This window comes from Parasphingorhabdus sp., from assembly GCF_039939955.1.
Taxonomy (GTDB): Bacteria; Pseudomonadota; Alphaproteobacteria; order Sphingomonadales; family Sphingomonadaceae; genus Parasphingorhabdus.
In genome coordinates, this window is the sequence record NZ_JBDVHS010000005.1 from 74,697 (window position 1) to 101,409 (window position 26,713).

General features: G+C 55.8%; 31 protein-coding genes. 22 read left to right on the plus strand and 9 right to left on the minus strand.

Features of this window, described 5'->3' with window-relative positions; all coding sequences use genetic code 11:
* Positions 1–25: 25 nt before the first annotated feature.
* The 9 genes from guaA (at position 26) to ABJG22_RS05650 (ending at position 6,880) form a co-directional block, all read left to right on the plus strand.
* Complete coding sequence (gene guaA / locus ABJG22_RS05610; protein ID WP_348019271.1) at positions 26–1,597, plus strand: glutamine-hydrolyzing GMP synthase; 1,572 nt, start codon at positions 26–28, stop codon at positions 1,595–1,597.
* 191 nt (positions 1,598–1,788) lie between these two features.
* A complete protein-coding gene (locus tag ABJG22_RS05615; protein WP_348019272.1) occupies positions 1,789–2,058 on the plus strand; it encodes a GIY-YIG nuclease family protein in 270 nt (89 codons plus the stop codon).
* A 383-nt stretch (positions 2,059–2,441) separates the two neighbouring features.
* Positions 2,442–3,449 (plus strand): NAD(P)-dependent alcohol dehydrogenase, encoded by a 1,008-nt coding sequence (locus ABJG22_RS05620; protein ID WP_348019273.1) that lies wholly within the window; start codon positions 2,442–2,444, stop codon positions 3,447–3,449.
* Positions 3,450–3,477: 28 nt separating this feature from the next.
* On the plus strand, positions 3,478–3,879 hold the full coding sequence (locus ABJG22_RS05625; protein ID WP_348019274.1) for a GFA family protein: 402 nt from the start codon (positions 3,478–3,480) through the stop codon (positions 3,877–3,879).
* Positions 3,866–4,315 (plus strand): GNAT family acetyltransferase, encoded by a 450-nt coding sequence (locus ABJG22_RS05630; RefSeq protein WP_348019275.1) that lies wholly within the window; start codon positions 3,866–3,868, stop codon positions 4,313–4,315. Before ABJG22_RS05625 ends, ABJG22_RS05630 begins: the two co-directional genes overlap by 14 nt.
* Positions 4,316–4,318: 3 nt before the next feature.
* Complete coding sequence (locus ABJG22_RS05635) at positions 4,319–5,014, plus strand: DUF4336 domain-containing protein (protein ID WP_348019276.1); 696 nt, start codon at positions 4,319–4,321, stop codon at positions 5,012–5,014.
* Positions 5,015–5,139: 125 nt separating this feature from the next.
* Positions 5,140–5,508, plus strand: coding sequence for an ArsC family reductase (locus tag ABJG22_RS05640; protein WP_348019277.1), 369 nt, complete (start codon positions 5,140–5,142; stop codon positions 5,506–5,508).
* Positions 5,508–5,789: a DUF427 domain-containing protein gene (locus ABJG22_RS05645; protein WP_348019278.1), complete on the plus strand. Its 282-nt coding sequence runs from the start codon at positions 5,508–5,510 to the stop codon at positions 5,787–5,789. The genes ABJG22_RS05640 and ABJG22_RS05645 overlap by 1 nt, the downstream gene beginning before the upstream one ends.
* On the plus strand, positions 5,786–6,880 hold the full coding sequence (locus ABJG22_RS05650; protein WP_348019279.1) for a glycerophosphodiester phosphodiesterase: 1,095 nt from the start codon (positions 5,786–5,788) through the stop codon (positions 6,878–6,880). Before ABJG22_RS05645 ends, ABJG22_RS05650 begins: the two co-directional genes overlap by 4 nt.
* Here the strand turns inward: ABJG22_RS05650 and ABJG22_RS05655 are convergent.
* Positions 6,856–8,088, minus strand: coding sequence for a TCR/Tet family MFS transporter (locus ABJG22_RS05655; protein ID WP_348019280.1), 1,233 nt, complete (start codon positions 8,086–8,088; stop codon positions 6,856–6,858). The two genes, ABJG22_RS05650 and ABJG22_RS05655, sit on opposite strands and share 25 nt — an antisense overlap.
* A gap of 141 nt (positions 8,089–8,229) precedes the next feature.
* On the opposite strand from ABJG22_RS05655, the gene panB reads away from it, so the two are divergent.
* The 5 genes from panB to ABJG22_RS05680 all read left to right on the plus strand — a co-directional run bounded on the left by panB (position 8,230) and on the right by ABJG22_RS05680 (position 13,318).
* Complete coding sequence (gene panB / locus ABJG22_RS05660) at positions 8,230–9,102, plus strand: 3-methyl-2-oxobutanoate hydroxymethyltransferase (protein WP_348019281.1); 873 nt, start codon at positions 8,230–8,232, stop codon at positions 9,100–9,102.
* Positions 9,103–9,258: 156 nt separating this feature from the next.
* Positions 9,259–10,023, plus strand: a complete 765-nt coding sequence (locus ABJG22_RS05665) for a tetratricopeptide repeat protein (RefSeq protein ID WP_348019282.1) — start codon at positions 9,259–9,261, stop codon at positions 10,021–10,023.
* Positions 10,020–11,354, plus strand: a complete 1,335-nt coding sequence (locus tag ABJG22_RS05670; protein WP_348019283.1) for a PQQ-binding-like beta-propeller repeat protein — start codon at positions 10,020–10,022, stop codon at positions 11,352–11,354. The genes ABJG22_RS05665 and ABJG22_RS05670 overlap by 4 nt, the downstream gene beginning before the upstream one ends.
* Positions 11,355–11,385: 31 nt before the next feature.
* Complete coding sequence (gene der / locus ABJG22_RS05675; RefSeq protein WP_348019284.1) at positions 11,386–12,777, plus strand: ribosome biogenesis GTPase Der; 1,392 nt, start codon at positions 11,386–11,388, stop codon at positions 12,775–12,777.
* 130 nt (positions 12,778–12,907) lie between these two features.
* A complete protein-coding gene (locus ABJG22_RS05680; RefSeq protein ID WP_348019285.1) occupies positions 12,908–13,318 on the plus strand; it encodes an Hpt domain-containing protein in 411 nt (136 codons plus the stop codon).
* A 15-nt stretch (positions 13,319–13,333) separates the two neighbouring features.
* Here ABJG22_RS05680 and bfr read toward each other — a convergent pair whose 3' ends face one another.
* The 4 genes from bfr to ABJG22_RS05700 form a co-directional block, all read right to left on the minus strand.
* The gene (gene bfr, locus ABJG22_RS05685) at positions 13,334–13,810 is read right to left on the minus strand and encodes a bacterioferritin (RefSeq protein ID WP_348019286.1); all 477 of its coding nucleotides are present in this window, start codon (positions 13,808–13,810) and stop codon (positions 13,334–13,336) included.
* Between the two features lie 122 nt (positions 13,811–13,932).
* Entirely contained in the window at positions 13,933–14,103 is a 171-nt protein-coding gene (locus ABJG22_RS05690; RefSeq protein WP_348019287.1) for a (2Fe-2S)-binding protein, read from the minus strand.
* A 72-nt stretch (positions 14,104–14,175) separates the two neighbouring features.
* The gene (locus ABJG22_RS05695) at positions 14,176–15,414 is read right to left on the minus strand and encodes a DUF418 domain-containing protein (protein WP_348019288.1); all 1,239 of its coding nucleotides are present in this window, start codon (positions 15,412–15,414) and stop codon (positions 14,176–14,178) included.
* 29 nt (positions 15,415–15,443) lie between these two features.
* Positions 15,444–16,118, minus strand: coding sequence for a nitroreductase family protein (locus ABJG22_RS05700; RefSeq protein WP_348019289.1), 675 nt, complete (start codon positions 16,116–16,118; stop codon positions 15,444–15,446).
* 156 nt (positions 16,119–16,274) lie between these two features.
* On the opposite strand from ABJG22_RS05700, the gene ABJG22_RS05705 reads away from it, so the two are divergent.
* Positions 16,275–17,078, plus strand: a complete 804-nt coding sequence (locus ABJG22_RS05705) for a Coq4 family protein (protein WP_348019290.1) — start codon at positions 16,275–16,277, stop codon at positions 17,076–17,078.
* Here the strand turns inward: ABJG22_RS05705 and ABJG22_RS05710 are convergent.
* The gene (locus ABJG22_RS05710) at positions 17,075–17,404 is read right to left on the minus strand and encodes a DUF6122 family protein (protein WP_348019291.1); all 330 of its coding nucleotides are present in this window, start codon (positions 17,402–17,404) and stop codon (positions 17,075–17,077) included. The genes ABJG22_RS05705 and ABJG22_RS05710 overlap by 4 nt on opposite strands.
* Positions 17,405–17,448: 44 nt before the next feature.
* Positions 17,449–19,671: a phosphoribosylformylglycinamidine synthase subunit PurL gene (purL, locus tag ABJG22_RS05715; protein WP_348019292.1), complete on the minus strand. Its 2,223-nt coding sequence runs from the start codon at positions 19,669–19,671 to the stop codon at positions 17,449–17,451.
* A 91-nt stretch (positions 19,672–19,762) separates the two neighbouring features.
* Here purL and ABJG22_RS05720 point away from each other — a divergent pair, with 91 nt between their 5' ends.
* Complete coding sequence (locus tag ABJG22_RS05720) at positions 19,763–20,362, plus strand: 2-hydroxychromene-2-carboxylate isomerase (protein ID WP_348019293.1); 600 nt, start codon at positions 19,763–19,765, stop codon at positions 20,360–20,362.
* A gap of 181 nt (positions 20,363–20,543) precedes the next feature.
* Here the strand turns inward: ABJG22_RS05720 and ABJG22_RS05725 are convergent, their stop codons facing one another.
* Positions 20,544–20,960 (minus strand): DUF2177 family protein, encoded by a 417-nt coding sequence (locus ABJG22_RS05725; protein ID WP_348019294.1) that lies wholly within the window; start codon positions 20,958–20,960, stop codon positions 20,544–20,546.
* Positions 20,961–20,985: 25 nt separating this feature from the next.
* Complete coding sequence (locus ABJG22_RS05730) at positions 20,986–21,645, minus strand: hypothetical protein (RefSeq protein WP_348019295.1); 660 nt, start codon at positions 21,643–21,645, stop codon at positions 20,986–20,988.
* A gap of 99 nt (positions 21,646–21,744) precedes the next feature.
* Between ABJG22_RS05730 and ABJG22_RS05735 the strand changes: the two genes are divergently transcribed.
* The 6 genes from ABJG22_RS05735 to ABJG22_RS05760 all read left to right on the plus strand — a co-directional run bounded on the left by ABJG22_RS05735 (position 21,745) and on the right by ABJG22_RS05760 (position 26,711).
* Positions 21,745–21,993, plus strand: a complete 249-nt coding sequence (locus tag ABJG22_RS05735; protein WP_348019296.1) for an exodeoxyribonuclease VII small subunit — start codon at positions 21,745–21,747, stop codon at positions 21,991–21,993.
* A 40-nt stretch (positions 21,994–22,033) separates the two neighbouring features.
* Positions 22,034–22,900, plus strand: a complete 867-nt coding sequence (locus ABJG22_RS05740) for a polyprenyl synthetase family protein (protein WP_348020305.1) — start codon at positions 22,034–22,036, stop codon at positions 22,898–22,900.
* 15 nt (positions 22,901–22,915) lie between these two features.
* A complete protein-coding gene (gene coaD, locus ABJG22_RS05745) occupies positions 22,916–23,419 on the plus strand; it encodes a pantetheine-phosphate adenylyltransferase (RefSeq protein WP_348019297.1) in 504 nt (167 codons plus the stop codon).
* A gap of 86 nt (positions 23,420–23,505) precedes the next feature.
* Positions 23,506–24,156, plus strand: a complete 651-nt coding sequence (locus ABJG22_RS05750) for a peptidylprolyl isomerase (RefSeq protein ID WP_348019298.1) — start codon at positions 23,506–23,508, stop codon at positions 24,154–24,156.
* Between the two features lie 8 nt (positions 24,157–24,164).
* The gene (gene queA / locus ABJG22_RS05755) at positions 24,165–25,196 is read left to right on the plus strand and encodes a tRNA preQ1(34) S-adenosylmethionine ribosyltransferase-isomerase QueA (RefSeq protein WP_348019299.1); all 1,032 of its coding nucleotides are present in this window, start codon (positions 24,165–24,167) and stop codon (positions 25,194–25,196) included.
* Between the two features lie 93 nt (positions 25,197–25,289).
* On the plus strand, positions 25,290–26,711 hold the full coding sequence (locus ABJG22_RS05760) for an aldehyde dehydrogenase family protein (protein WP_348019300.1): 1,422 nt from the start codon (positions 25,290–25,292) through the stop codon (positions 26,709–26,711).
* The last annotated feature ends 2 nt before the right edge of the window (positions 26,712–26,713 follow it).

The following is a 26,713-nucleotide window of genomic DNA, read 5'->3' on the forward strand; positions in this document are numbered from 1 at the left end:
GCGCGCGCGCCATTAAGCGCATCCCATGTCCATTGCTCATGAAGAAACCATATTGATTGTCGATTTCGGCTCTCAGGTCACGCAGCTTATCGCCCGCCGGGTGCGCGAGGCGGGGGTCTATTCGGAAATTGCTCCGTTCAACAGCGCGGAAGAGGCCTTTCACCGGCTGAAACCCAAAGGGATCATCCTGTCCGGATCGCCCGCCGGGGTTCCCGAAGAAGGCAGCCCGCGCGCGCCGGATGTGATTTTTGAAAGCGGCCTGCCGATCCTCGGTATCTGCTATGGCCAGCAGGTGATGACCCATCAGCTGGGCGGCACCGTTGAATCGGGTGACGGCGGTGAATTTGGCGGTGAATTCGGCCGCGCCATTATCGAGATTAGCGAGGAATGCGTTTTGTTCGACGGCCTGTGGAAGGTCGGCGAGCAGCATCAGGTATGGATGAGCCATGGCGACAAGGTTACCGAATTTGCACCCGGCTTCCGGATCGTTGCGACCACCGAAGGCGCGCCATTCGCGCTGATCGCCGACGACGAGCGCCGCTATTATGGCACACAATTCCACCCCGAGGTCGTGCACACGCCGGCTGGTGGGAAGATGATCGCCAATTTTGTGCGTCATGTCTGCGGTTGCGCCGGTGACTGGACGATGGCCGAATATAAAGACGCCAAAATTGCCGAAATCCGGGCCCAGGTTGGCGACAAGAAAGTCATTTGCGGTCTGTCCGGCGGCGTCGACAGTTCGGTGGCGGCGATTCTGATCCATGAAGCGATCGGCGACCAGCTGACTTGCGTCTTTGTCGATCATGGTCTGCTGCGCATGAACGAACGCGAGCAGGTCGAGACCTTGTTTCGTGACCATTATAATATTCCGCTGGTCGTGGTGGACGCTGAAGAGCGTTTTATGACTGGTCTTGCCGGACAGACGGACCCGGAAAAGAAACGCAAATTTATCGGCGGCGAATTTATCGAAGTCTTTGACGAAGAATCCGCCGGCGTCGGTGGCGCTGACTTCCTCGCGCAGGGCACGCTCTATCCCGATGTGATCGAAAGCGTCAGCTTTACCGGTGGACCTAGTGTCACGATCAAATCGCACCATAATGTCGGTGGCCTGCCCGAGCGGATGAATATGAAACTGGTCGAGCCTTTGCGCGAATTGTTCAAGGATGAAGTCCGCGATCTCGGGCGCGAGCTGGGCCTGAACGATCAATTCGTCGATCGCCATCCTTTCCCCGGCCCGGGCCTTGCGATCCGCATCCCCGGCGAAGTGACCAAGGAACGCTGCGACATTTTGCGCAAGGCGGATGCCATCTATCTCGAGGAAATCCGGAACGCCGGACTTTATGACGCGATCTGGCAGGCCTTTGCCGTGCTGCTTCCGGTCAAGACCGTCGGCGTGATGGGCGACAGCCGCACCTATGACAATGTCTGCGGCCTGCGCGCCGTGACCAGCACCGACGGCATGACCGCCGACGTCTACCCCTTCGACGCCAGCTTCCTGACCCGCGTATCGACGCGGATCGTCAACGAAGTAAAGGGGATCAACCGGGTGGTTTACGATTATACCAGCAAGCCGCCGGGGACTATTGAGTGGGAATGAGGCGGTCCTTGGACAGGCTCAGGACGAACGGGTTTCTTAGCCGTGCGATTCTGGCTGAATCACTGATCGCTTCGTAGCCGACTGAGTCCAACTGCATTTACCTGTTCCGGCCAACCACATCTCTCCGTTCGTCCTGAGCTTGTCGAAGGACGAGTGCGCGCTATCGTGCGTCGATGGCATTCTGGACTTACATGCTGAAATGTGCGGATGGGCATTATTATGTCGGGCATAGCGACAATCTTGACGTGCGCGTCGCTGCTCATCAGTCCGGAGCTATCGGTGGATATACGCACAGCCGCCGTCCGGTGGAACTGGTGTGGAGCGAAACATTCGGGACGCGCGAAGAAGCCCTGGCTGCCGAGCGCCAGATCAAGGGTTGGTCACGGGCGAAAAAGCAGGCTTTGATTGCGGGGGACTGGGATTTGATATCCGTGTTGGCGCGGAGTCGGTCGCGGGGATAGATTGTGCGAATTCATGCTTCAACAGGCTCAGCACGAACGGCGTTTTGCGGCGATACGCTTTGACTCTTGAGGCCATCAACCCTCTTCCGTTCGTCCTGAGCTTGTCGAAGGATGGGTGCGCACCATGCCAACCCGGTCTCGAGCTTGCGAATCCGGGACTGGTTTCCAGACCAAGTGCCGGGCTCAGATGGTAACTGCCTCGGTCCTTCGACAAGCTCAGGACGAACGGGCTTTTTGCGTTTCGGTCTCGCTGCCACGGAAAAGGCCGGTCGACCGGCGCCAATCGTCATCAGTCGGCTATGATGCGGGCAGTTGTTGACCACCCGCCACCGCCATACTAGACCTGAATTTAATCAAACAATTAAATTCAGGAGAGACCCGCCATGAAAGCCATCCAACTCCACGCGCCTGCATCGCTCGACAATCTCAAGCTGGTCGACCTACCCAATCCGGCGGCGCCTGGTCCCGGTGAAATCGCGGTGCGGCTGCGGGCGTCCAGTCTCAACTATCATGACTATGCGGTGGTCAAGGGGATGATCCCGACGGTCGACAACCGTATTCCGATGTCCGATGGCGCGGGCGAGGTTACCGCAATCGGTGAAGGCGTCAGTGAATTTGCGGTGGGCGATATGGTGGTTTCGACCTTTTTCCCAGACTGGATTGACGGGACGCCGCCCGAAGGCGGGTTTCAGCGTGTCCCGGGTGACGGCATTGATGGATATGCGGTTGAACAGGTCGTTGGCGCAGCCACGTCATGGACCAAGGCACCCGCAGGCTATAGCGCTGCGGAAGCCGCGACCCTGACCTGCGCGGGGCTTACCGCTTGGCGCGCGCTTTTTGTCGATGGCACGGTGAAGCCGGGCGATACGGTGCTGGTGCAGGGCACCGGCGGTGTTTCCATCTTCGCGCTACAATTTGCGAAGGCGGCCGGTGCGACGGTGATCGCGACGTCGTCATCCAATGAAAAGCTGGAGCGGCTGAAAGCGCTCGGGGCTGATCATCTGATCAACTATAAGGAAGTCGAAGCCTGGGGTCCCAAGGTGCTCGAACTGGCCGGCGGCAAAGGCGTCGATTGCGTGGTGGAAATCGGCGGACCGGGCACGCTCGACCAGTCGATGATGGCGACGCGGATCGGCGGACATATCGCCCTGATCGGCGTGCTTACCGGTTTCGCCGGACCGGTGCAGACTGCGATGTTAATGGCGAAAAATCTGCGCGTGCAGGGCCTGACCGTGGGCAGCCGGGCGCAGCAGCAGGATATGATTGCCGCGATCGAAGCCAATGGGCTGAAACCCGTGCTCGACAAATCCTTCCCACTGGCCGATCTGGGGGATGCATTCCGGCATCAGGAATCGGGTCAGCATTTCGGCAAGATCATCGTCGATATCTAAAACGCCCTCGCGGTTGAAAGGAAGCAATATGATCAAGGGAAGTTGTCTGTGCGGATCGGTTACCTATGAAGCGGATTGCGACAATGGGCCGATCATCCATTGTCATTGCCAGACCTGTCGCAAGGCGCATAGCGCGGCTTTTTCGACCGTCATGCCGATCGCGCATGATGCTTTCCGATGGACCAGCGGCGAAGATGTTCTGAACCGTTTCGAATCCTCGCCGGGAAAGAATCGCTATTTCTGCACCAACTGCGGATCGCAGCTGATCGCCGAGCGACTGGCGGCCAAGATGGTGCTGCTCAGGATAGGCTGTGTGGATACGGAGATTACCGACCGGCCTGACGCCCATATCTGGCGGTCCGATGGCGCGCCATGGTATGACCCGGACCATGAAATCCGCCAATTGGCGGAAGGCTATGTCAGGGCCTAGCGCCGCGATCAGGATGCAGATTTCTACTGCCAGTGAGGCCGACATGGGACAGGTCATCGCGCTTTGGGAGGCGTGTGAACTGACGCGCCCATGGAATGATCCGGTGGCGGATTATCGTCTGGCTTTGGCGAATGAGACATCGGCGATATTGCTGGCGCGCGCAGATGGCGATCTGGTCGCCAGCGTCCTGACCGGTTTCGACGGTCATCGCGGTTGGGTCTATTATCTGGCGGTTGATCCCGGTCATCAGAAACAGGGTCTGGGCACAAAAATGATGGAAGCGGCAGAGCAATGGCTGCGCGAGCGTGATGCGCCCAAAATCCAGTTGATGGTGCGGGATGACAATGATCGGGCTATCGGCTTTTACAAAGCGCTGAGATATGATGTACAACCGGTGATGACGATTGGAAAAAAATTGGGTCCGGAAAGCAGCTGAACGATGGAACAACTAGCCGATGATATCTGGGTTGCCGAAGGCGATATTGTCGATTTTCACGGTTTTCCTTATCCGACCCGCTGCGTCATTGTTCGGCTTCCCAGTGGCGATCTATGGTGCTGGTCGCCGATTGCGCTGACGCCGGAACTAAAATCCGCAATTGATCAGATTGGTCGGCCCAAACATCTGGTCAGCCCCAATAAAATCCACCATCTCTATCTGCAGGATTGGCAAGCGGCATGGCCGGACGCAAAGCTATGGGGGCCCGCTTCAACGATAAAAAAACGCTCCGATCTGGCCTTTGAAGCACCGTTGACCGATGAACCGCCCGCCGCCTGGGAGGGGGCTATGGATCAAATCTGGTTCACAGGATCGCCGGTGATGGACGAAATGGTGTTTTTCCATCGGGCATCGCAAACCGCAATCCTCTGTGACTTGTCTGAAAATTTCAGCGACGCTTTTATCGCGAAACATTGGAAAGGCTGGAAGCGTTGGATCGCCAAGCCATGGGGTATTACCGAGGGGAAGGGCTATGCTCCACTTGAATGGCGGCTTTCCTTTGTCCGACGCAAAGCCACGCGGGCGGCGCGGGATCAGCTGCTCGATTGGAATCCGGAGCGGGTGATAATGGCCCATGGCGAAATACAACGCGCCCATGGACAGGCCTTTATAAAACAGGCTTTTGCCTGGCTCGATTGAACGCCTCGGTGTCAAGCGACATGCAATTGCCTCTTGCGCGAAAGACAATTCTGATTAAGCCTCTGTGGCAAATGTAAGGATGATCATCATCGTCCGATGCGCTGCACAAGAACAGGACCAAGCCCATGAGCAACGAAACCAAAATGTACGGCATATCCAATTGCGACACCATCAAGAAGGCGCGCAACTGGATGGAGAAAAACGGCATCAACTATGTGTTCCATGATTATAAAAAATCCGGAATCACACGGGAAAAGCTGGAAATGTGGGTGATGCAAGTTGGCTGGGAAACATTGGTCAACAAGCGCGGCACCACCTTTCGCAAACTGCCTGACATGGTGAAAGAAAATATCGGCGACGATACAGCGGTGATGGTGATGATGGAAAATCCCAGCATGATCAAACGGCCGGTGCTGGAGCATGGCGAAGAGCTTGTCGTCGGCTTCAAGGCTTCGGACTATGAAGCAGCAGGGCTGACTGCGCGCAACAGTTGATGATCACAGCACGGTGGAATGGCGCGGTGATTGCGGAGAGCGACCAGACAGTGGTGGTCGAAGGCAATCATTATTTCCCGCGTGATGCCATCTGGTCGAAATATCTGATGCATAGCGACACGACCAGCCACTGTCCGTGGAAAGGCGATGCCTCTTACCATAGCCTAATCGTGGCGGGCGAGGTCAACGAAGATGCGGCCTGGTATTATCCCACGCCGAAGGAAGCTGCGGCGGAAATTGCCGGAAAGATCGCCTTTTGGAAAGGCGTCGAGGTGCAATGACGATGCGCGGCACCGTTGCTTTGTCTGCGCTATTGGCGCTGGTGCTGGCCGGATGCGGAGTAGAAGCCGAACAAGCCGGAGAAGCGGATATGAAGATAGCCTCATTGACAGGCCAAGCCCCGATCATCATCGCCCATCGCGGTGCCAGCGGAGAGCGGCCGGAACATACGCTTGCCGCCTATGAACTGGCCATTGAACAAGGCGCGGATTATATCGAGCCGGATCTGGTGCTGACCAAAGACGGCGTGCTGGTCGCGCGGCACGAAAATGCCATCGCCGATACCACTGATGTTGCCGACCGGCCGGAATTTGCTGATCGCAAGACGATCAAGACGATTGACGGACAGCAACATGAAGGCTGGTTCACCGAAGATTTCACTCTTGCCGAGCTAAAAACGCTCCGCGCCAAAGAACGCCTGCCGGAGTTGCGAGCAGCCAATATGCAATATGACGGCCGGTTCGAAGTGCCGACCTTCGAAGAAATCCTGCAACTGCTGGAACGTCACGAAAAGAAAAGCGGCAAGCGGGTGGGTGTCTATCCCGAGACCAAACATCCGTCCTATTTCGCATCCATTGGCCTAGCCCATGAAGAACCGCTTTTGGCTTTGCTGACTCAATATGGCTTTGATGGCGCGGACGACCCGATATTCATTCAGTCTTTTGAGGTTGGCAATTTACAAGCGCTTGCCAAGAAAACGGACGTCCGCTTGGTGCAGCTGGTGGCCAGCGCTGGAGGGCCGCCGGATCGTGAAGGACAGAGCTTCGCATCAATGCTGACCCCGGATGGCCTCACGGAAATTGCATCCTATGCCGATGGCATCGGTCCATCCAAGGATCTGGTGATTGACCGGAATGCCATTGGCCAACTGGCCAAGCCAAGCGGACTGGTGGAAGCAGCGCATAAGGCCGGTCTGCTCGTGCATCCATGGACCTTCCGCGTGGAAAACTACTTTCTGCCCACGGATTTCAAAAGCGGCGTTGATCCGCGCGATCCGGGCGATCTGCAAGGCGAAGTTCGTGCTTTCATCGCCGCCGGTGTCGACGGCTTATTCAGCGATAACCCGGCTCAGGCGGTATCGGCTTCCGAATAGTGGCGGCGGGTGGTCACGACGTAGATCATTATTGCAACGGCCATCAACGCAGCACCCAGAATGAAAGGCGCGCCGGGGAAATAGAAGCCCTCCTTGTCCGCATAGGCCCCGAAGACGCCGGTCATCATCACCGGCCCGATGATCGAGGTCAGGCTGATCGTGCTGGCAATCGATCCTTGTAATTCGCCCTGGGCATCCTCGCTGATCCGGCTACTCATCATCTGCTGCATCGCCGGAAAGGCGAACCCGCTGGCCGCGCCGATGATGATGCCAAGAAACACAAACCAGTCATTCGGCGCGAAGGCGAAGATCAGATAGGCGGGTATCCCGAACAGCAAGCCGAACTGGCCAGCGCGCCTTTCTCCGATCTTTTTTATCAGCGGGCCGGTCAATATGCCCTGTACCAGCGCCAGCAATATGCCGAACAGGGCGACGCTCAACCCGATTTTCAATATGCTCCAGTCGAACCGTTCGATCAGCCAATAGGCCCAAACCGCAATCTGCGCCTGCGCCGCCAGCTGGAGTACGAATATGGTCGAGAGGAAGCCGAGTACGAGCGGCGTTCTGCTCATCTGGAGGATGCTGCCCATCGGATTGGCTCGCGCGATAGAGAACCGCCGGCGCTTCTCTTTCGGCAATGTTTCCTGCAGGATTATCAGGCCGACGGCCGTCCCGGCCAGCGCCAGAATCGATGCGGCGATAAACGGTAGCCGTTCGCCATATTCGCCGAGCAGACCGCCGATGCCGGGGCCAAGGACAAAGCCCATCGCGCCGGCCCCGCCCAAGATCCCAAAATATTTGCCGCGCTCCGCGGGCGATGTCACGTCGGCAACGCAGCTATTGGCCGCAGCCCAGCTCGCGCCCATGATCCCCGACACTATCCGGCCGATGAACAGCCAGGCCAATGTCGGCGCCCAGGCCATGATTGCATAGTCCAGCCCGAGCAGAAACAGCGTGACCAGCAACACCGGCCGCCGTCCGAACCGGTCGCTCAGGCCGCCAATGACCGGGGCGAAGAGAAATTGCATCATTGCATAGGCGAACAGCAGCCAGCCGCCGATCTCGGCGGCGCGATCGACCGTGGTGCCGGTGATCCCCTCGATCAGCGAAGGCATGACGGGCAGGATTAGACCAATCCCCATCATGTCGATAAATACGATGAAGGCGACAAACAGCAAAATGGACTCTGGCTTACGGGCCACAGGCATGAATAATTCCAATGATTTGGAGGTCAGATTTTGGTGAGTCGCGAGACGAATCAAGTGTGCCGCAAATAATTTTGCAAGGCAATGGATATTCGCGGCAACAGTATACTGGCCTTATCCACGAAGTGAGGCTAAACATGCCCTATGTCTACGACCTTCAAGCTTGATACGTCCACCAGCCGCGCCACGCCGCGGCCGCAGCCGATGCGGCGTCTGTCCGTGCCGAAAATCCAGGGTCGCAAGGTCGACGGGGTGACGGCGGAACCGGTGGTGATGCTGACCGCCTATACCGCTCGGTCGGCCCAATTGCTGGATTCCCATTGCGATATGCTGCTGGTCGGAGATTCTCTGGCGCAGGTGATTTACGGACTGGATTCGACCATTCCGGTCACGCTCGACATGATGTGCAATCATGGCGCGGCGGTGGTCCGGGGGAGCTATCACAGCGTTGTCGTCGTCGACATGCCCTTTGGTTCTTATGAAGCATCGCCGGAAAAGGCTTATGAAAGCGCGGCCCATATTTTGAAAGAAACCGGTGCTGCCGCGGTCAAGCTTGAGGGCGGAGAAGTGATGGCCGAAACGGTTGCTTTTCTCGTCCAACGGGGCATTCCGGTGGTTGGCCATGTCGGTCTGACGCCGCAAGCCATCAATGTGCTTGGCGGCTATGCGGCGCGTGGGCGCGATGATGCAGAAGCAAAAAAAATTGTGGGAGATGCGGTCGCGCTGGACAAGGCAGGGGCCTTTGCAATCGTGTTGGAAGGCGTTCTGGAACCGATTGCGATTGAGGCGACCAAGGCGGTGGATGCGATCACTATTGGCATCGGCGCATCGGCGCAATGTGACGGCCAGGTGCTGGTCACTGAGGACATGCTGGGCATGTTCGACCGCACCGCCCGTTTCGTAAAACGCTATCATAATATTTCCGAACAAATCGATCAGGCGGCCGAACAATATGCCGCAGAGGTCCGGGAACGCAGCTTCCCGGGACCAGACCAACTCTATCAACCGAAGAAATAGCGATTTTCTTACTTTCTATCCTGTCTCCGTTCAGCCTGTAGAAATGGTCAATAGACTTTTACTTTTGCTATTCCGGACGCTAAAGGACAGCCGATTGCAAAAGGCCTTCGTCTGACTGACGATTACCGTACGCAAAACAGATTTGAGGAAGCCACATTGGCCAAAGACGAAGATAAAGCACCAGAAGAGAAACCAGACCGCAAGGAGGAAGTATTCCTGCGCGAAGTGGATGAGGCGGTGCGTGAGGATCAGCTGAAGAATTTCGTTACCCAATATGGGCTTTGGCTTGCGGCAGCTTTGGTCATCGGACTGGGGTCGCTGGCAGGCTGGATATTCTACCAGAATAGCCAGGATGAAGATTCCGGTATTCGCAGCGAGGAATATGTCGCGGTGGTCGACAGCATCCGTCAGAATAATCTCGACGGTGCCGCGACAGCGTTGGAGCCGTTGATGGAGGCCGAGCAAGTTGGTTATCGGGCAGCAGCCCAATTGTTGTCGGCCAATATCGCTCTTGAAAAAGATGATCCGAAAAAAGCGATCGAAGGCTATGCCAAGGTTGCTGCGGATGACAGTCTGCCACAGCCGTTTCGTGATCTCGCGCTGATCCGCCAGACCGCTGCTGAATTTGACTCACTCGAACCCCAGCAAGTGGTCGACCGATTGAAACCGCTTGCGGTGCCCGGCAATGCTTGGTTCGGTAGCGCTGGCGAATTGGTCGCTTTATCCTATTTGAACTTGGATAAATCTGATCTGGCAGGGCCATTATTTGCCCAGCTGGCAAAGGACGATAGCGTTCCATCCACGATCCGGTCGCGTGCTTTGCAAATGGCGGGTGTCGAAGGCGTCGACGCTGTGGAAGCGGATGGTGATGATAATAATGCTGCACCCGATGAGGCAGTTGAGGGAGAAGCGAAGGAATGATTTCCGGTAAGAAACTGATCGGTGGCCTATTGGCTCTGTCCTTGTTGTCCGGTTGCGGCATGTTGGGCGGCGGCGATGGTGATGATAAGAAAAACACACCGACGCTCGGTAAGCGTACTCCGATATTAAGCGGCGAGAGCGGCGCTGAGGTTGATCCTGCGCTGGCTTCGATTGCGGTGATCCTGCCCAGCCCGGTGGCCAATAGCGATTGGGCTCAATCTGGCGGCAATGCCAGCAAGTCGATTGGCCATGTCGCACTGGACGGCAGTCTTGATCGCGTTTGGACGGCGTCGATCAGTGGTACCAACAAGCGCGAACGGCTGGCGGCGGCACCTGTTGTGTCCGGCGGACGGCTCTTTGTCACGGACACGGAAGCGACGGTTCACGCCTTTGATGCGGCGACAGGGTCGAAAATCTGGTCCACGCAGATTGAAGTCAAAGGCGATGGAGCATCGTCACGTTTTGGTGGCGGTGCCAGCGTGTTTGACAATATTGTCTATGCAACCAACGGCGTTGGTGATGTTGTAGCGCTTAACGCTGCGGATGGCAGCCAGATATGGAAAGTGCGCCCGGCTGGACCGTTGCGCGGGGCCCCGACCATTTCCAATGGTAACGTCTATGTGATGACGCAGGATAACCAAATCTATGCGCTCAATATGGTGGACGGCTCGGTACAATGGAATGAAGCCGGCACAGTCGGTCTGGCCGGGATTTTCGGTGTAGCCGCTCCTGCAGCAGGACAGGGCACGGTGGTCGCTGGCTATTCTTCAGGCGAGCTGACGGCTTATCGCTATGAAAATGGTCGGAATCTCTGGAATGATGCGCTTGCGCGGACCAGCATTTCTACTTCCGTCTCGACGCTTTCCGATATTGACGCCGATCCGGTGATTGATCGCGGTCGTGTTTTTGCGCTCGGGCAGGGTGGTCGTATGGCGGCCTATGAACTGGTGACCGGTCAGCGGATTTGGGAATTGAATATTGCGGGCATCGCCACGCCGGTTGTTGCCGGCGAGTGGGTGTTTGTGCTGACCGATGATGCGAAGCTGCTCTGCATCGCGCGGCCCAATGGCAAGGTTCGTTGGATGAGCCAGCTCGCGGCGTTCAAGAATGAAAAGAAAAAGAAAAACCCGATCAACTGGACGGGACCAATTTTGGCAGGAAATCGTCTGATTGTTGCCAGCACGGAAGGTGATGTCGTGTCGATCTCACCGGGTGAAGGTTCGAGCCAGACCTTGTTCGAGTTGAATGATGCCGTATCGCTGCCGCCGGTTGCTGCAGGTGGCATGCTCTATATTCTCGACGACAGCGGCCGGATTTCCGCGTTCCGCTGAGGATCAGAAAAGAAGGATAGGGACCGGCTTTATGCTGCCCAATATCGCAATTATCGGTCGACCAAATGTCGGCAAATCCACGCTGTTCAACCGTCTGGTTGGCAAGAAGCTGGCGCTCGTCGATGATCGCCCAGGGGTTACCCGTGACCGCCGAGAGGGGGCCGCTAATCTGCTGGGGCTCGAATTTAACGTCATTGATACGGCGGGCTATGAAGATGAAGACGCGAAAAGCCTGCCTGGACGGATGCGCAAGCAGACGGAATTGGCGGTTGCCGGTGCCGAACTGGCGATATTCGTGATCGATGGCCGTGCAGGCCTGACTCCGCTCGACGAAGAGATCGCCCGTTGGCTGAGAAGCTCGAGAACGCCGGTTGTTTTGCTGGTGAACAAGGCTGAGGGCCGGGCGGCGGAATCTGGGATATTGGAAAGCTATTCACTAGGCTTTGGTGACCCCATTCCGTTTAGCGCGGAACATGGAGATGGCGTCGCTGACCTATTTCAAGCGATCCAGCCTTATGTCGAGAATTTCAAGGCGGCTGCATTTGAGGAGCCTACCGACGAATCCGCACCGTTGAAGCTGGCCATCGTTGGTCGCCCCAACGCCGGAAAATCGACGCTGATCAACAAGATGCTCGATGAAGACCGGATGATCACCGGTCCTGAGGCTGGCATAACCCGCGACAGTATCACTGTGGACTGGAACTGGCATGACGATGCGCTGAGCGAGGATGAAAAACTCGACGGTATCGCGCCCGACCGACAGGTGCGTTTGATCGATACTGCCGGTATGCGCAAGCGCGCCAAGGTCAATGACAAGCTGGAGAAGCTGGCCGTGGCCGATGCCCGGCACGCAGTGGATTTTGCCGAAGTTGTAGTGCTTTTGCTGGATGCCACCAAAGGCCTGGAGGCGCAGGATCTGCGTATCGCAGACCATGCGATTCAGGAAGGCCGCTGTCTGGTAATCGGGATCAACAAATGGGACGTGGCAGAGGGGCCGAGCAAATTGTTCAACGGTATCCGTGCGGCGCTCGACGACGGGCTGGCGCAGGTGCGTGACGTACCGCTGGTTGCGGTGTCCGCCTTTACCGGCAAGGGCATAGACCAGCTGATGAAGGCAGCATTTCAAGCGCGTCGGACATGGTCGCAGCGGGTCGCAACCGGGAAGCTCAACCGCTGGTTCGAAGATGCGATATCGGAAAACCCACCACCGGCACCTGGCGGGAAGCGGATCAAATTACGCTATATTACGCAAGCCAAGACACGTCCGCCTTCTTTTGTGATTTTCGGTACCCGGGTCGATGATCTGCCCGAGAGCTATCGTCGCTATTTGATCAATGGTATTCGTCGGGAACTTGGCTTTGGCGGTGTACCGGTGCGTCTGATCATCCGTGCCCCAAAAAATCCTTACCACGAAAAAGACTGATTCTTCTGTAATATAGCGAAACCGGTGCAGGTGGTGGTTAATTATATTTGAACCGGTAACAAAGTTTTTACCGGTTTTGGCCTAGACTCCCTGTCAGAAACGCATTTTTGCTTTTTGTCTGGAGTATGTGGTGACGCCATTGGACAATAATTTGATCGATTGGACGGTTTGCAACGCAACGCGTGCGGCGCTCGGTGCGAATTTCATCCGGATTCTCGGTTATTTTCGTGAAGATGGCACTCAATCGGTCCGCAAGATCGAGGAAGCCATGCGCGTGAAGGATCCGGCACCTATGGTACTTGCGGCGCACACGCTAAAAGGGGAAGCGCTGCAATTTGGTGCTCTGCAACTGAGCGATACGGCGGAAACGATCGAAACCACCGCCCGCGCCTGCGTCGAACATCATGAGACGCCCGACGAGGTGCTTGAACTGGTGGTCGCGCTACGCCCCATGTTTGAAGAAACGCTGGCGATATTGGAAAAAAATTCCAGCCCGGTGGTGCAGCGTCAACCCCAGCAATTCGGCCGTCGTTTCGGCTGAAACAGCCTGATTAGGCTATTCGACCGATTTCGATTGCAGCTGGATATAATTTTCAATTCCCATCCGCTCGATCAGGTCAAATTGCTGTTCCAGTGAATCCACATGCTCTTCTTCGCTTTCCAGGATTTCGGCGAATAGATCGCGGCTGACATAGTCGCGCACGCTTTCGCAATGCTGGATCGCATCCTTGAGCATCGGTAAGGCTTCATGCTCCAGTTCGAGATCGGCCTTGAGTATCTCTTCGACCGTCTCACCGATCTTCAGTCGGCCCAGCAACTGGAAATTGGGCAGGCCGTCGAGGAAGAAAATCCGCTCGGCCAGCTTGTCCGCATGTTTCATTTCATCGATCGACTCATGCCGCTCGAATTCCGCCAGTTTCGTCACGCCCCAATTGTCGAGCATGCGATAGTGCAGCCAATATTGGTTGATTGCGGTGAGTTCGTTTTTTAGCGCTTCGTTGAGAAACTCGATGACTTTTGTATCACCCTTCATGGCAGAGTCCTTCCCGTCTGTCAGTGGATCAGTTGGGGAAGTCTATACAGCATCGGGCCACCAAGCGAAAGAGCGGCTTGTGTAAAAAACACAATTATTTCAATGCTTTGCTAACGAGAATGCTAAGCGGTCGCAACTTCGGATTTAATAATCTGTTGTGCAAATGCGAGGCATTGTCCGCATTTCGGTTTGCGACCAAGCTGCGCATAGACCTCGCCGGGGCGGTCAGCCCCGCTGCGCACGGCAGCTCTCAGGTCTTTTTCCTTTATCGCATTACAGACACAAACAACCATTTGGGCTCCTCACGCGACTCGTATACCGCTAATGAGAATAGATCGCAATAGCAAACAGCAGTGGTGACGAGACTATTTTGCGATTGTCATTTTTTGCACTTCGCCGCGTGCCAGACTCCGCCACAGCCATTCGAGCGGCCCATAGCGAAAGCGCATCAGCCATGGCTGTGACCAGAAGAGCATAAGCGCCCAAGTTGCGGATACGATCAGGGTTAGTTCGGTGCGGCCGACAGACCCATATAGGCCGAGGCCCCAGCCATAGAATAGGAACGTCATCAGAATGCTGGTTCCCAGATAGTTGGAGAAGGCTACTCTACCCGCTGCGGCGACGCGCCGCAAAATCGGATGGTTGGCAAAATGCTGAATGACGAGAATCAACAAGGCCAAATATCCGACGGTCATGAGCAATCGCGACGGCATGGCCCACGCCATGACAGCGTTCAAGGTGATCAACATGTCGAAATCGCTGGAGAGGATCCATAGGCCGAGGGGGATCAGAAGGGCCAGGCCGACAGCGAGCGTTTTGATCGCCAGTTTCTGATATTCTTTCGTGCCCCATTCGCCGGTTAGAAACCCGTTTTTATACAGGGCCATGCCGAACATCATGAACGGCAGGGTTTCCATGCCATTTGCTAGAACCAGAATAATCGGGGTGAACCAATTCTCGCTGAATTGGTGTTTCAGAATATCGAAATAGCCTGATAGATATAGCGCAATCTCGGCGGAAACAGCTGCGGCACCCGGCGCGATTTCGTTCATCGTTTCTTGATATTCCAACGCCATGTCGGAAGCGGGACCTGCGGCGGCGGCTGCATATTGCAAATAGAACAGGCTGCCAGTGAACAGCGCATAGCCTAGGAAACCTGTTGCGTAGATGATCAGGCCCCAGCGGACCAATTTTGCAGGCTCCCAGTCGCGCATCCTAAAGGCGACGCAGCCGATCACCGCGTAGAGAAACAAAATATCTCCCCACCAGATGAAGAAGAAATGGATCAGGCCGAAAACCGCCAGCCAGAACATTCTGGAATAATGTGTTTTTGCCGGGCTTTCGCCTTTGGCGGCGGCGCGATCACAAATCAGGATGAGGCTCGCACCGAAGAGAAATGTGAAAAGCCCGCGCATTTTGCCGTCGACAAATAGGAAGGAGAGGAACCAGGTCACGATGTCCGGCGTATCGGTTCCGCCATATATCGCAGGATTGATATAGGCCATTTCGGGCATTGAAAATCCGATGATATTCATCGCCAATATGCCCATCACTGCGAAGCCGCGCAGCGCGTCGAGTTCCAAATAGCGTTGTGACGCACTCATTCCGTAGCTCCTACTGTATTATTATGATACTACAGCCACGTTGAAATCTGGTCCAGCGGTTTCTTGATCATCGCATGAACCGGTATCGTGGCGTCCGGTGCGGGCTTCCCAACCACGAGTACCATCATCGGTTTCTCGTTGGCCGGGCGTTCACAGACCTGGTTGAGGAACTTCATCGGATTGGGCGTGTGGGTCAGCGTCGCAAGACCGGAATCATGCAGTGCGGTGATCAGCATACCGGTGGCAATGCCGACGCTTTCGTTGACATAATAATTCTGCTTCATCTCGCCGGGGTTCATGCCGCCTTTGCGCTGACCGAAAATCACGATCAGATAGGGCGCGGTTTCCAGAAACGGTTTGTCAGCGTCGGTGCCCAGCGGCGCCAGCGCTTCTAGCCATTCTTCGCTGCCCTTGCTTTCGTAAAAGGCGCGCTCCTCTTCTTCGGCCGCGGCGCGGAGGGCCTTTTTCTTGTCTGCTGATTCGATCACGGCAAAATGCCAGGGCTGGTGATTGGCCCCATTGGGCGCGGTGCCAGCAGCGAGAATGGCATTTTCTATAACGGCCCGCGGGACTGGATCATCGGTAAAATAGCGGCAGGTCCGGCGGGTTTGGATGGCTTCGTAAAAGGCGCGAGATCGCGCAATGCGTTCTGCGTCGGTATAGTCCGGCAGTTCGGTATAGGGCAGGGTGTCATGCGGCTTCAAATTTCCATCTCCCGCGTTCAAAGTTAGTCAAAGTTAGGGCCAAGAAAGCCTTTCGACTGGCCCCGATAGCATAGCATGTGGATAGCGGAGTGACCTTTCGGAGGGAAGCGTCGATCCTCTATTGACATGGATGTTAGTAAGGGACATATAGGTCTTATGAAAATTGATCACAAATTCTCGGCGCCGCATGATTCGGATATGCCATTCATCCACCCGGATCGCCCGGTAGCCCGCTTTCGTCCCCTGAAAGCGCTCCATCATTTCCGCGAGCTGATCAAGGATAAGGAAGATACCGCACAGGTATTCCATATTTTTGAATCACTGCCGCGCCCGGGCTTTCGCAAGGATGCCAAAGCTTTTGTCGACAGTGCCAAGGGCAAGGCGTTGCTAGCGAGTGAGCCCCATCTGTCGGAATTGCTGGATGATCATGAACGCCTGCGCAAAATGCCAGAGGGTAGTCTTGCCCATGCATATTGCGACTTCATGGAAAAGGAAGGCTTGAGCGCCGCCGGATTGATCGCCGAATATGATCAGTTTAGTCCGCGTAAATATGGCGACTTGCTCGAATGGTATGGTTTCCGCCAGCGCGACACACATGATTTGCTGCACATTTTGACTGGCTATGGCCGTGATGCACTGGGCGAAGCCTGTGTGCTTGCGTTCACCTATGGCCAGAACCCGGCATTGGGCAATATCTTCATCGCCTATGCCGCCGGACTGAATATGAAGAAACAGTCCAAGATCAAGGTGCCGATATTCAAGGCAATCCGCGAGGCCCAGAAAATGGGCAAAGCCTGCCCGTCGATCAGCGAAGCAAATATTGCCGAACTGCTCGCCCAGCCGCTGGATGAGTTACGCGAACGGCTACATATCAAAACGCCGCAAGCTTATCTTGACGTTCATGCGCAGTTTCGCGCCGGGAATATCGATCCCTATGATTTGATGGGACAGGCTGCCTAGAATATCTGCAGGGCACAATCGCCGGCATCTATCGTTAGATGCCAGAGAAGCCCTAGACCAAGTGCCCGCCATTTCCATGACGGTATAGCCAGCATGGCTGCATAGATGGCCGCTGCCCAGCCCGTATGCAGGGGATGGAAACCAATGCTGCAACGGGTCGGATCAAAGACCGGGTCCGCAAGCAGATGGTCCATATCAATCGCATTGGCCGCGATCATGATCAGCCCAGCTTTCCACCAATGCGCGCGGAAGAATAGCCCGCCAATTGCAAACGGGACTAGGAAGTGTCCGCCATAGTGGAAAATAAATGGGAGGATTTCAGGCAACGTCCGTTCTCCCGACCATTTGCCAATCAGGAAAAGGCGAAGGCCTAGTCCTCCATCCAGTCGCGGAAGAAGCCTTCATGGGCTTCGCGCAGAGCGCTGACCGCAACAGGCTTTTCGTTCAGGACAAGCTGATCGCCTTTCACCTGGCCGATTTTTTCAAATGGTATTTTTGCGCGATCGAGATCATCTTCGTTGCGATAGGTGATGACATAGCGGCCCTGCGCTTCGCTGAAGGCAAAGGCGCTGGTCATCTTGTCGATTTCAGCGCCAAGATTTCCGGCCAAGGCCATTTCCGCCAAGGCAACGGCCAGACCGCCATCGCTAATATCGTGAACGGCGGTGACTTTGCCCTCTGCAATCAGATCGCGAATGACTTGGCCGGCCCAGAGTTCATCCTCGAGATTGACGACCGGTGGTGGTCCGTCCTTGCGTCCGTGAATTTCACGCAGCCATGTCGATTGGCCGAGCTCTTCATAGTGAAATCCGATGGTAGCGATAAAATCGCCTTCCTGTTTGAACCCGATGGTCATCATCTTATCGAGATCATCAATCAACCCGACCGCGCCAATCGCCGGTGTCGGGAGAATCGCATGGCTCACGCCATCGCCGCCGGTGGTTTCGTTATAAAGGCTGACATTGCCGGAGACGATGGGCATGTCGAGCGCTTTGCAGGCTTCGCCAATACCTTCGATCGTACCCACAAATTGCGCCATGATATGCGGCTTCTCGGGGTTACCAAAATTCATGCAATCGGTTGTTGCGAGCGGCTTTGCGCCGACCGCGCAGAGGTTGCGATAGGCTTCGGCAATGGCTTGTTTGCCGCCTTCAAATGGGTTCGCTTTGCAATAGCGCGGGGTACAGTCGGTGGTGATTGCAAGGCCTTTGTTGGTGCCATGCACACGGACGACAGCCGCATCGCCGCCAGAGCGTTGTGCCGTGTCAGCACCCACTTGGGAATCATATTGCTCCCAGATCCAGCGGCGCGAGGCGAGCGCCGGGCTGGCCATCATCTTCAACAAATCGGCGCCAATATCGGTGCTTTCGGCGATGTCGCCGAGCGGTTGGACATTCATATGCGCGGCATATTCTTCACGGGTCAGATGCGGGCGGTCATAAAGCGGCGCATCATCAGCAAGCGGGCCGAGCGGAATGTCGCAGACGGTTTCGCCTTTGTGGGTCAGGACCATCCGGCGCGTGTCGGTCACCTCGCCGATGACCGCAAAATCCAGTTCCCATTTGGTGAAGATGGCTTCGGCCATTTCTTCGCGACCGGGTTTCAGGACCATCAGCATGCGTTCCTGCGACTCGCTGAGCATCATTTCATATGCGGTCATCTCGGTTTCGCGGCAGGGCACCTTGTCCATATCGAGAATGATGCCGACTTCGCCATTGGTCGCCATTTCAACGCTGGAGCTGGTCAGACCCGCTGCGCCCATATCCTGAATAGCGACAATCGCATCGCTAGCCATCAACTCGAGGCAGGCTTCGATCAGCAGCTTTTCGGTGAACGGATCGCCAACCTGTACAGTTGGGCGCTTTTCATCGCTATCGTCGTCAAATTCGGCGCTCGCCATGGTCGCGCCGTGGATACCGTCACGGCCGGTCTTGGACCCGACATAGACAATCGGATTGCCGACGCCGCTGGCGGCTGAATAGAAAATCTTGTCCGCATCCGCCACGCCGACGGTCATCGCGTTGACGATGATATTGCCGTCATAGGCTGGATCGAAATTGGTCTCGCCGCCAACTGTCGGCACGCCCACGCAATTGCCATAGCCGCCGATGCCGGCAACGACGCCCTTGACCAAATGCTTCATCTTTGGATGGTCGGGCCGTCCGAAACGCAGCGCGTTGAGATTGGCCACGGGCCGTGCGCCCATGGTGAATACGTCACGCAAAATGCCCCCGACGCCGGTCGCTGCGCCTTGATAGGGTTCGATATAGCTGGGATGGTTGTGGCTCTCCATTTTGAAAATGGCAGCCATCTTTTGTCCATCTGGCCCGTCGCCGATATCGATCACGCCGGCATTTTCGCCAGGGCCGCAAATGACCTGCGGGCCGGTGGTCGGCAGTTTCTTCAGATGCAGGCGCGAGCTTTTGTAGGAACAATGTTCCGACCACATCACCGAAAAGATACCGAGTTCGGTGATATTCGGCTCTCGGCCGAGCGCGTTTAATATGCGCTGATATTCCTCCGCATTCAGTCCGTGCTCGCGCACGGTTTCGGTGGAAATCTGGGGCTCTGCAATCCGCGTGTCTGTGGTCATGCAGACCCTTTAACGAGGCGGGACAATTTCGCCTAGAGGGAATTGATGTTTCGTGTCGCTGCTTTAAGGATAGGCTCAAAGGAGAGACACCATGTCCAAGACTATCGAGCTTATTTTCGACTTCGTGAGCCCTAATGCCTATCTGATCTGGCAGCCGCTGAAAGCGCTTGCCGAGAAACATGGTGCGACGCTCGAAATTACCCCGGCCTTTCTCGGTGGCATGCACAAGTTGACCGGCAATGCGCCGCCGTTCGTCCGGGATGCTGAGGTGAAGGGTAAGAATGAATATGCAATGCTCGAACTCGGCCGTTTTGTGAAAAAACATGGTCTTAGCAAATTTAAGATGAACCCCCATTTTCCTTTCAACACGATCACGCTCTTGCGGATGTTGATTGCGCTGGAACCGGAGAAACGCGCAGGCTTTGTCGAGGCACTCTTGCCGGGCATTTGGGAGCAGGGTTTGGATGTGACCGATAGCGAAACGCTCGGTAAAATATTGCAGGATGGTGGTTTCGACGCAGCCGATCTTTTGGCACGGACCCAAGATCCGGCGATCAAACAAGCCTTGATCGATAATACCGAAAAAGTAGTTGAGCGGGGCGCTTTTGGCATTCCGACCATATATGTCGAAGGCGAGATGTATTTCGGCAAAGAACGTTTGGGGCAGATAGACGAACAGCTGTCCTCTTGAAATCACCCTGCAACGACATTTGTACCATCGATCGGCCTAGCGGCCTGTGTATCGGGTGCGGGCGTAATTTGTCCGAAATCGGGGAATGGGCATCCGCAACGGTTGATCGGCAGCAGGAAATCTTATCTCTGCTGCCGAAGAGAATGCAGGGTCTGACGACGAAATCGAAAAGGCTGAACCGTTAGGCCGCCGGAATTTTGACGAACCGGAGCACCAGATAGGCGGTTAGTGCGGCGGTCACGCCGGTCGCGAACGTCCCCCAGGCAATATCATAGAGACTGATTTTGGAAGACCAGACCTTTAGTACTGCTTGGCTGGTCAGGTCATAGGTCGCGTAAGCGATCCCTCCAAATAGCGCGCCGTTGAGCAGGGCTGTGGTCCATTGACCGCTGGCCAGCGCAGGCTTGATCCCGAACCAGACGATGCCGAATAAATAGATGGCATAGAAGAGCATCGCCGGTGCCTTGCGAAATTCATCGGCCATTATCTCGCCAATGACCGGCCGGTACAAGGTCCCCGCCATATTGCTGAGCCAGAGATAATCGAGAATGCCAAAGACGATGGCGGCGATGAAATAGGCGGCGATATATTGGGTCATATTTGTCTCTTTTCTGCTTTGCGGCTCACATCTGTTTTAACATTCGCGTCTTGCCAACGAGGGCAGCCACGATCGACGCAAAGGTGAAGGCAATAAGGGCGGTGATCATCATGTTGGTATCCGCGACTTCCGGTGCGGGTCCAAACCAGTTAGCCGCCTGAAAAACTGCCAGCAATATGACCAAAAGGACTAAGACAAATTTGGAGCTTGGGGCAATGGGACGGGTACGTGCCACGAAGAAGGCCAATGCGCCAAAGGTAAGCAACAGTTCGAGCGGCATCTCAATCAACGGGTAATCCCAGAGACCAAAGCCCAATTTGGGGGGTGACCCGGCAAGCGTCAGATCTGGCGCATGAACCAGCAAGTCGAGTAGCCAGTGGGATATCACCACAAGGCCGCCAATGATCGCGCCGGTTCTGTTGTGGGTGAACAGCCAAATCAGCAGCGCAAATCCTGCGGCCCAAATCGCGCTTCCCAGCAGGCTATGCGTATAAGGCATATGATAGAGATCCAACGGCACCATCTCAGTGATTCCTGGCGTGATGCGGAGCTTTTCTATGCCAGCCAGCGCGAGGCCGAAAAATCCGAAATCCAAAAGCTGTCCGGCCACAAATAGGGTTCCCAGTCCAGGCGCCTTGGGGTGGGTGGCTGCAACCATGGCGGGGGCGAAGTGACCGATGAACATGAATTCTTCTCCGTTGTTTTGGAAAGGCTACACTCCGTTGCGTAATAAGTGAAGCTGTGCTCTTGACCGCGCGGGAAAGCAGCGTCATTGAAATTGGCTATGAGCGAAATCAAAGAAGATCTTTCCACGCTGAATTTTGAAGATGCGCTGAAGCGCCTTGAAGATATCGTCCGCAAATTGGAAAGCGGCGATGTGCCGCTCGACCAATCGATTACGCTCTATAGCGAGGGTGAGAAGCTCCGCGGACTGTGCCAGCAACGGCTGGAAGCGGCGCAGGCCAAAATTGAAAAAATTACACTCGACCGCGATGGTAAACCGCAAGCCACTGCACCTTTTGACGCGGACTGAGCCGGTGGCGGCTAACAACAATTCTGATCTTTTGCGGGAAATGGGGCGAATTGCCACCGCTATCGATGGTCAGTTTGATGCGCTTTTGCAGGTCCCGGATGACGCCCGCCGGGAATTATACGAAGCGATGCGCCATGCCGCAATTGGCGGCGGTAAACGGCTGAGACCATTGTTGGTGATGTCGACCGCCGGATTGTTCAACGTCGATGAATCCTGTGCTATCCGCGCCGCCACGGCGGTAGAGGCCCTGCATGTCTATTCGCTGATCCATGACGACTTGCCTTGTATGGACGATGACGACCTGCGCCGGGGCAAGCCGACGACCCATATCGCATATGGCGAAGCAGCAGCGGTGCTGGCGGGCGATGCACTGCACGCCTTGGCCTTTGGATTGCTGACGGACGAGCGTACCCATAGCGATCCATTTGTACGCGCTGAAATGACGGCCTGTCTCGCCAAAGCTGCCGGTCCGGCTGGTATGGCGGGTGGTCAGATGATGGATCTGGTGGCAGAAAAATCGAAATTTGATCTGCAGACGGTGACCCGGCTTCAGCTGTTGAAAACCGGCGCATTGATTGCAGCCTGTGTTGAAATTGGCGCGATCATGGGCCGCGTGCCGAGCGATGGTCGCACGAGCCTTCGTGGATATGCCCATGACCTGGGTCTCGCATTCCAGATTGCTGACGACATATTGGATGTCGAAGGTGACGAGCAAATCGCCGGCAAGGCGCTGCATAAAGATGCCGAGGCCGGCAAAGAGACGTTTCTCAGTCTGATGGGGCTGGAGCGGGCAAAAGAGCAGGCCCAGATGCTGGTGGATCAAGCCAAATCACATTTGAAGGGCTATGGCGAAGAAGCGGATTTGCTTCGCGCTATTGCCGAATATACAATCGAAAGAGACCGCTGAGCGGAAGGAAAAATAATGAGAATCGGTATTTATCCGGGGACTTTTGACCCGATTACATTGGGGCATATGGATATTATCAAGCGCGGCATGTGTCTGGTCGACAAGCTGGTGATTGGCGTGACCACCAATCCTTCGAAATCGCCGATGTTTGCCGATGAAGAGCGACTGGCGATGGTGCGGCGGGAAACGGCCCACCTGGGCGACGGCGTCGAAGTTGTCGGCTTTAATATGCTGCTGATGAAATTTGCTGAAAAACAGGGTGCTAGCGTGATTGTGCGCGGACTGCGCGCTGTGGCCGACTTTGAATATGAATATCAGATGGCGGGCATGAACCAGCAATTGAATGGCGATATTGAAACGGTGTTTTTGATGGCCGATGTTTCGTTGCAGCCGATTGCCTCGCGTCTGGTGAAGGAAATCGCCATGTTCGGTGGCGAGATTCACAAATTTGTGACGCCGCCGGTGGCCGATGAAATCACCGACCGGGTCAAAAAAATCGGTCTCAAGGGCGATCAATAGCCATCGCGAGCAATTCATTGCAGTGAAAGGTAGAATCGTTCAAAGGCCTGTTAATTCTCCAATCCGCGATATCAAGCGAGTATGCCATGCTGCGTAAATTTTTTCTGACTGTCTCTGCCCTGCTTTTTGCTTCTGCTGCTGCATATGCACAGGAAGTAGAGGAGCAGGCGCCGGCGCCCGTATCCGTGCCGGCTGAAGAGAATATCCTACACCTCGATCTGTCCACCGGTGGCCGGGTGACGATCAGATTGTTTCCCGCCATGGCTCCCAATCATGTGGAACGGATCAAGACCTTGGCGCGGCAGGGTTTCTATGACGGTATCGTTTTCCACCGCGTGATCGAAGGTTTCATGGCGCAGACCGGTGATCCCACTGGCACCGGCACCGGCAGCTCCGAATTGCCGGACCTGAAAGCAGAATTTGGTTCCTTTCCGCATGTCCGAGGCGTAGTTTCGATGGCGCGGGCGGCGAGCGAAGATAGTGCGAATAGCCAGTTCTTCATTGTCTTTTACCCACGCTTTTCTTTGGACGGCAAATATACGGTCTTTGGCCGTGTGACCTCCGGCATGGAATATGTGGACATGATCCAGCGTGGCGAGCCACCCCTCAACCCCAGCCGGATATTGCAGGCATCGATTGCTGCCGACAATAAATCGCCTGTTTTGCCGGGGTCCCGCACGGTCGTTTCCGAAGCGCCCGTTTCGGTGAATGACCTGAACGCACCAATCCAGCCTTAGGCCGCTCTATGCGCGTTGATCTTTTCGACTTTGCGCTGCCGCAGGACCGAATCGCACTGCGCCCATCCGTTCCGCGCGATAGCGCGAAATTGCTGAAGGTCGACGGTAGCCGAATATCCGACCATATTGTCAGCGATTTGCCGCAACTGCTGGGCCCGCAGGATATATTGGTGTTCAACGATACCAAGGTCATTCCCGCGCAACTGCAAGGCAGGCGTGGGGAAGCCAAAATCGGTGCGACGCTCCACAAAAGGGTGGATTTGCGACGCTGGCAGGCCTTCATCCGCAACGCCAAGCGGTTACGCGTTGGCGAGGTCGTCGATTTCGGATCGGACGTATCAGCAGAAGCGGAAGCCAAGCTGGAAGACGGCAGTTTCATATTGCACTTCCTTGGTGAGGAGCCGGTCGAACTGCTGCTGGAACGGGCGGGCACCATGCCATTGCCGCCCTATATTGCCAGCAAGCGCGCGATCGATGAGCGTGACGCGGATGATTATCAGACCATGTTCGCCCGGGAAAAGGGTGCGGTCGCGGCACCCACTGCGGCGCTGCATTTCACAGACGATTTGTTGGCCGGGCTAGTGGCCGCCGGCGTTGGCAGCGAAACCCTGACCCTGCACGTTGGGGCGGGTACTTTTCTGCCGGTGAAGGTGGAAGAAACCGACAAGCATCAGATGCACAGCGAGTGGGGCCGCATTGATGCCGCAACCGCAGACCGCCTGAACGCCGCACGCAAGGCTGGAGGCCGGGTGATTGCGGTCGGTACCACCAGCCTGCGCCTGCTAGAAAGTGCGACCGGAGAAGATGGCATCATCCAGCCGTTCGAGGGCGATACCGATATTTTCATCACGCCCGGCTATAAATTCCGCGCGATCGATGGCTTGATGACCAATTTCCATTTGCCAAAATCCACTCTGTTCATGCTGGTTAGCGCGCTGATGGGACTGGAGACGATGCAAGAGGCATATGCCCATGCCATCGCCCATGATTATCGCTTTTACAGCTATGGGGATTCCAGTTTGCTATTGCCGGCACGCTAAGATCGGGCTGGCCTTGTTGCTAGTGGAATGCCAAGCCGAATCAGGGCATGGTGACGCAATATTACAGACAATCTGGCAACTGGAGAGATGACAATGGATAGCTACGAGCAGAATTATATCAATGGCCAATGGGTCGATTCTATCGGAGGTACGCCGCATCAGGTCATTAATCCGGCGACCGAAGAGCCCGGCACCAAAATCGTTTTGGGCACCAAGGCCGATGTCGATGCCGCTGTTGCCGCAGCGAAAGAAGCTTTTAAAACCTTCAGCCAGACGTCGCGCGAAGAGCGTTTGGCACTGCTTGGCCGGATCATCGAGGAATATCAAAAGCGTATGCCGGATATTGCCGCCTCTTTGTCGGTCGAAATGGGCGCTCCGGTCAGCCTCGGCAATGCAGCGCAAGCGCCAGCCGGTCTCGGCGGGTTCATGGGGACGCTCGAAGCGCTGAAAAATTTCGAGTTTTCCGAAACGGTTGGTGAGAATACCATCCTCTATGAGCCTATCGGTGTGGTTGGTATGATCACGCCATGGAACTGGCCGTTGAACCAGATTGCTTTGAAAGTGGCTCCGGCACTGGCGGGCGGCAATACGATGATATTGAAGCCATCGGAAGAATGTCCGGGCAGTGCCGCTATCCTCGCAGAGGTGATGGATGCTGCGGGTGTTCCGGCGGGCGTTTTCAATTTGGTGCAAGGCGATGGTCCAACCGTTGGCGCAGCGATTTCTTCGCATCCGGATGTGGATATGGTCAGCTTCACTGGCTCAACCCGCGCCGGGATCTTGGTGGCCAAAGCCGCCGCCGATACCGTCAAACGCGTGCATCAGGAACTGGGCGGAAAGTCACCTAATCTGGTCTTGCCTGGTGCGAAACTGGAAGAAGTATTGCCGCCGACTATTGGCGGAGTGATGGTCAATACCGGACAAAGCTGTATCGCGCCGACCCGCGTTTTGGTTCACAAAGATCAAAGCGACGAGGCCGTTGCCGTGGTCAAAAACATCGTCGCCAGTCAGGAAGTGGGTGACCCGACGGTGGAAGGCGGACATATGGGGCCAGTTGTGAACAAGGCCCAGCACAGCAAGATTCAGGACCTGATTCAATCCGCGATTGACGAGGGCGCCACGCTCGAAACCGGCGGCCCGGATCTGCCCACCAATGTGAACCGCGGCTATTATGTCAAACCGACCGTCTTCAGTGGTGTCACGCCCGATATGCGGATCGCGAAAGAGGAAATATTCGGTCCTGTGGTCACATTGATGGACTATGATACGCTGGAGCAAGGGATCGAGATTGCAAATGACACGGAATATGGCCTGTCAGCGGTGATTTCGGGCGATCCTGCCGAAGCCGGTGCTATCGCACCACAGTTGAAAGCCGGTATGGTCATCGTCAACAATTGGGGGCCGAGCCCTGGCTTGCCCTTTGGCGGATATAAGCAGTCCGGCAATGGCCGTGAGGGCGGTGTCTATGGTCTGAGAGACTTCATGGAAATGAAATCGGTTAGCGGGGCAGCCTAGGC